The organism is Nocardioides sp., from assembly GCF_036405735.1.
Taxonomy (GTDB): domain Bacteria; phylum Actinomycetota; class Actinomycetes; order Propionibacteriales; family Nocardioidaceae; genus Nocardioides.
In genome coordinates, this window is sequence record NZ_DASWXC010000077.1 from 1 (window position 1) to 4,040 (window position 4,040).

Genomic DNA, 4,040 nt, shown 5'->3' on the forward strand with positions numbered 1-4,040 from the left:
CGATGACGGCCCGCGGACGCCCCGCCGTCGCGGCCCGCTCGACCGCCACCTGGGTCGCGGCGGCGCTGGCGGCGGCCTCGCGGCGCACCCGGGCGCCGGACTCGGCGAGGGCGCGCAGCCGCAGGTCACCGGACGCGAGCACCTGCTCGTCGTCGAGTCGTGCCTCGTCGAACCAGCTCACGGCTCAGGCTCCCTCCTCCGGTCCGCCTCAGCGGCCGGGTCGCGCCTCGTCGACCAGGAGGACCGGGATGCCGTCGCGCACGGGGTAGACCAGGCCGCAGGTGCCCTGGCAGGCCAGCTCACCACCGTCCGCGCTCTCGCGCGGCTCGAGGTCGCCGTGGCACTCGGGGCAGACGATGATCTCCAGCAGCGCCGGGTCGAGTCCAAGGGTGGTCATCAGCAGTCCTTCCGGATCAGCGCGAGCACCTCGTCGCGCACGCGTTCCATGGTCGCAGCATCGGTGCCCTCGGCGTTGAGCCGGAGCAGGGGCTCGGTGTTCGACGCCCGGACGTTGAAGGTCCACTCCGGGTGGCTGACGGTCAGCCCGTCGAGGTGGTCGAGCGTGACGCCGTCGCGGCCCCCGTACTCCCCCTCGATGGCGTGGACCACCGCCCGCTGGTCGGGCACGGTGGAGTTGATCTCCCCGCTCAGCGGATAGCGCTCGTACGGCGCCAGCAGCTCGCTCAGCGACAGGTCACTCTCCGCCAGCGCAGCCAGCGTGTGCAGCGCGGCGAGCATGCCGGAGTCGGCCCGCCAGAAGTCGCGGAAGTAGAAGTGACCGCTGTGCTCGCCGCCGAACACGGCGTCGGTCTCGGCCATCCGGGCCTTGATGAAGGAGTGGCCGACCCGCGTGCGGACCGGCGTGCCGCCGAGCTCGCTGACGATCTCGGGCACCGCGCGCGAGGTGATCAGGTTGTGGATCACCGCCGAGCCGGGCGCCTTGGCCAGCTCCCGGGCGGCGATCAGGGCGGTGAGCGTCGAGGGCGAGACCAGCTCGCCGCGCTCGTCGACGAGGAAGCAGCGGTCGGCATCGCCGTCGAAGGCGAGGCCGACGTCGGCGCCGGCCCGGCGGACCTCGGCCTGCAGGTCGACGAGGTTCGCCGGCTCGATCGGGTTGGCCTCGTGGTTCGGGAAGGTCCCGTCGAGCTCGAAGTAGAGCGGGATCAGCTCGACCTGTTCGGTGCCCACCAGGTCGAAGACCGCCGGGGCGGTGTGGCCGGCCATGCCGTTGCCGGCGTCGACCACGACCTTCAGCCGGCGGCCGCGGACCGGTGCGAGGGAGAGCAGGTGCTCGGCGTACGCCGTCAGCACGTCCTGCTCGGTCACGCCACCCGGAGCGACGCCCTCCGGCGCCGGCGAGCCGGCGAGCACGAGGTCGCGGATCTCGCGCAGTCCGCTCTCCATGCCGACCGGCGCGGCATGGGCGCGGCACTGCTTGATGCCGTTGTACTGCGCCGGGTTGTGGCTGGCGGTGAACATGACGCCCGGGATGCCGAGGTGACCCGAGGCGAAGTAGAGCTGGTCGGTGGACGCCAGGCCGATCATCACGACGTCGGCCCCGGCCTCGGTGGCACCCTCGGCGTACGCGCGGGCGAGGGTCGGCGAGCTGGGCCGCATGTCGTGGCCGATCACGATCCGACCACCGTCGGCGGCGCCGACTACCTGGACGAAGGCCCGGCCGGTGGCCCGGGCGAGCGGCTCGTCGATCTGGTCCGGGACCGTGCCACGGACGTCGTAGGCCTTGAAGACCGCGTCGATGTTGTCGGGGTCGAGGCTGCTGCCCTGGGTCTCGGCCATGCCGCAGACCCTAACGAACCCCGCTCAGTCTCCGGTCAGTCGCCGGCCAGTCGCGGGTCAGTCGCTGGTGAGCACGCGCAGGTGGCCCTTGCGGTGCGTCTCGCGCGAGCCCTCCTCGGCCAGGGGGACCCGCTGCGCCGGGGCGGGGCGCGCCGCCTCCCGGACGGCGTCGGCCAACGCCAGCAGGTCGTCGTTGGAGGGGCCCGGGTCGATCGGGCCGGTCGCGAGCCGCAGCACCTCCCAGCCGCGCGGCGCGGAGAGCCGCTCGCTGTGCTCGGGGCACAGGTCGTAGGCGTGCGGCTCGGCATAGGTGGCCAGCGGCCCGAGCACGGCCGTCTGGTCGGCGTACACGTAGGTCAGCGTCATGACCGCAGGGCGGCCACACGCCGTACGTGAACAGCGACGGGCAGGACTCACGAGGCAGACCGTACCTCTCCGGAGGCGCTGTCCCGGCTAGGCTCGCGGGTGTGGATTCGCAGGTGCCGTTCGCGCGTTCGCGCCGCCGTGACCGGCACGGTCGCGGCATGCGCGGCCCCGGCGTGGTGCCCCGCACTCCGGGCCAGCCCGAGCTCCGCACCCGCCGCGAGCGCTTCGACGACCTCGTGCTCGGCATCGTGACCGAGATCGACGCACGCTGGTCGGAGCGGCTGGGCCTGGTGGAGTACGCCGTGGAGGACACGCCGCTGCTCCCCGACGACTGGAACGACACCCAGGTGCCGCTCTCCTCGATGGTGCGCGGCACCGGCGCCACGCCGACGCGGCTGGTGGTGTTCCGGCGACCGATCGAGCGCCGCTGCGAGACCCGCGCCGACCTGGAGGCGATGGTCCTCACCGTCGTGGTGGAGCAGGTCGCCGAGCTGCTCAACGTCGAACCGTCGGTCATCGACCCGCGCTACGAGCAGGACTGAGCCGCCCGCCGCGCTACGGCAGCGCCGGCCCCACGGCCGGCAGCGCGGCGGTGCGCACCAGCTCGCGCAGCCGGAGGACCGCCAGCCCGCCGCCGGTGAGCCGCACGGCTCCCTGCACGCCGGTGCGCTGCGGGGTGACCGTCACCGAGGCGGTCTCCGCAGGCAGGTCCAGCGCGGCGCCCTGGTCCGGGGCGAGGGAGAGCCGCTCCTCGAGAACCTGGGTCCCGTCGGCGGCGCGCGCGACGACGGTTGCGACGCCGACCGCGTCGGCCCCGCCCAGCAGCAGCGTCTTGGCCCCCTCCGGCAGCAGCGCGGTCGTCGCCTCGCGCACCGTCTCACCCGGGGCCGTGATCGCCAGGTCGCGGTCCACGACCGAGCGCAGCGACGACGTGACGGGTCCCGAGGCCTCGACCACCACGCCGATTGCGTCGGCCGCCACCTCGGAGGCGAGGACGTCGTCGAGCTCGGTCTGCGTCACGCTGTGCGGCGCCACGACGACGGGGTCGAGCCCTTCCGGGGCGAAGACCGAGTCAGGAGTGACGAGCCGGATCGTCGCTCGCACCTCGTCGTCGCCCGCGTTGGCCAGGGCGAGCGTGTGCCGCCCGCCGCCCGGCCGTACGCCGAGCAGCAGGGCCTCCCGCTCCGGAGCCGACTGGGCGGGCAGCCAGTCCTCGGTGGTGACCCCGCCGGTGAGCCGCTCGCCGCGGTCGCGCACGGCGATCCCGAGCTGGCCGCGCACCACCGTGGCGTGCAACGCCAGCACGCCGGTGCGCGGCACGGCCTGCCCGAGGTCGACCTGCTGGCTGCTGCGCCCGGGCACGGCGATCCCTCGCAGGGTGCCCGCCTCCACCGGCCCGTCCTGGCCCAGCAGCTCCACGTCGACCACGGCCGGGCCGGCGTTGGGGTTGACGAGCTCGAGCACCGAGGCGTGCGTGGGCCCCGCGCCGACCCCGGTGAACCACTGCTCGGCCGACGCTGGGCGGCAGTCGTGGGCGGTGAGCGGCGCGGACGACGAGAGGCCGGCGACGATGCCGGGAGCCAGCTCGCCGGTCCCGGCCACGACCAGCGGCCGGTCCTCGGCGGGCAGGACGGTGACCTGACCGGGCGCGACGTCGACGCTGTCCACGGCGTCGTCAGCGGTCAGGGTGAGGCTGCCGGCGCTCTCCCCCGCCGTGGCCACGGCCAGCGTGGTGACGGTGCCGCTCCGGCCGTCCAGCGCGCTGGGACACACCACGGCGGCCTGCGCGAGCGGGACCTGCTCGGCCGGTCGGCTGGCCCGGGTGGCCGCGTCGGGACGCACGGAGGCGAGGGCGGCCGCCACGAGGACCACGAGCA

The 4,040-nt window shown here is 74.7% G+C and carries 5 protein-coding genes and 1 pseudogene; 1 reads left to right on the forward strand and 5 read right to left on the reverse strand.

Features of this window, described 5'->3' with window-relative positions; genetic code table 11:
* The 4 genes and pseudogenes from VGE38_RS12500 to VGE38_RS12515 form a co-directional block, all read right to left on the reverse strand.
* Nucleotides 1–181: pseudogene (locus VGE38_RS12500) on the reverse strand (SIS domain-containing protein); the annotation flags it as partial.
* Nucleotides 182–208: 27 nt separating this feature from the next.
* The gene (locus tag VGE38_RS12505; RefSeq protein ID WP_331142876.1) at nt 209–397 is read right to left on the reverse strand and encodes a Trm112 family protein; all 189 of its coding nucleotides are present in this window, start codon (nt 395–397) and stop codon (nt 209–211) included.
* Complete coding sequence (locus tag VGE38_RS12510; protein WP_331142877.1) at nt 397–1,797, reverse strand: phosphomannomutase/phosphoglucomutase; 1,401 nt, start codon at nt 1,795–1,797, stop codon at nt 397–399. Before VGE38_RS12510 ends, VGE38_RS12505 begins: the two co-directional genes overlap by 1 nt.
* 57 nt (nt 1,798–1,854) lie before the next feature.
* Nucleotides 1,855–2,214: a DUF3499 domain-containing protein gene (locus VGE38_RS12515; protein WP_331142878.1), complete on the reverse strand. Its 360-nt coding sequence runs from the start codon at nt 2,212–2,214 to the stop codon at nt 1,855–1,857.
* Between the two features lie 50 nt (nt 2,215–2,264).
* On the opposite strand from VGE38_RS12515, the gene VGE38_RS12520 reads away from it, so the two are divergent.
* Nucleotides 2,265–2,705: a metallopeptidase family protein gene (locus VGE38_RS12520; protein WP_331142879.1), complete on the forward strand. Its 441-nt coding sequence runs from the start codon at nt 2,265–2,267 to the stop codon at nt 2,703–2,705.
* Between the two features lie 13 nt (nt 2,706–2,718).
* On the opposite strand, the gene VGE38_RS12525 is transcribed toward VGE38_RS12520, so the two are convergent.
* The coding region (locus tag VGE38_RS12525) for a DUF5719 family protein (RefSeq protein ID WP_331142880.1) at nt 2,719–4,040 on the reverse strand (1,322 nt) is incomplete at its 5' end.

What these genes read in the sequence shown, in the direction of transcription:
- VGE38_RS12505 (WP_331142876.1), bottom strand. Translation starts at nt 397, where the DNA reads ATGACCACCCTTGGACTCGACCCGGCGCTGCTGGAGATCATCGTCTGC.
- VGE38_RS12510 (WP_331142877.1), bottom strand. Translation starts at nt 1,797, where the DNA reads ATGGCCGAGACCCAGGGCAGCAGCCTCGACCCCGACAACATCGACGCG.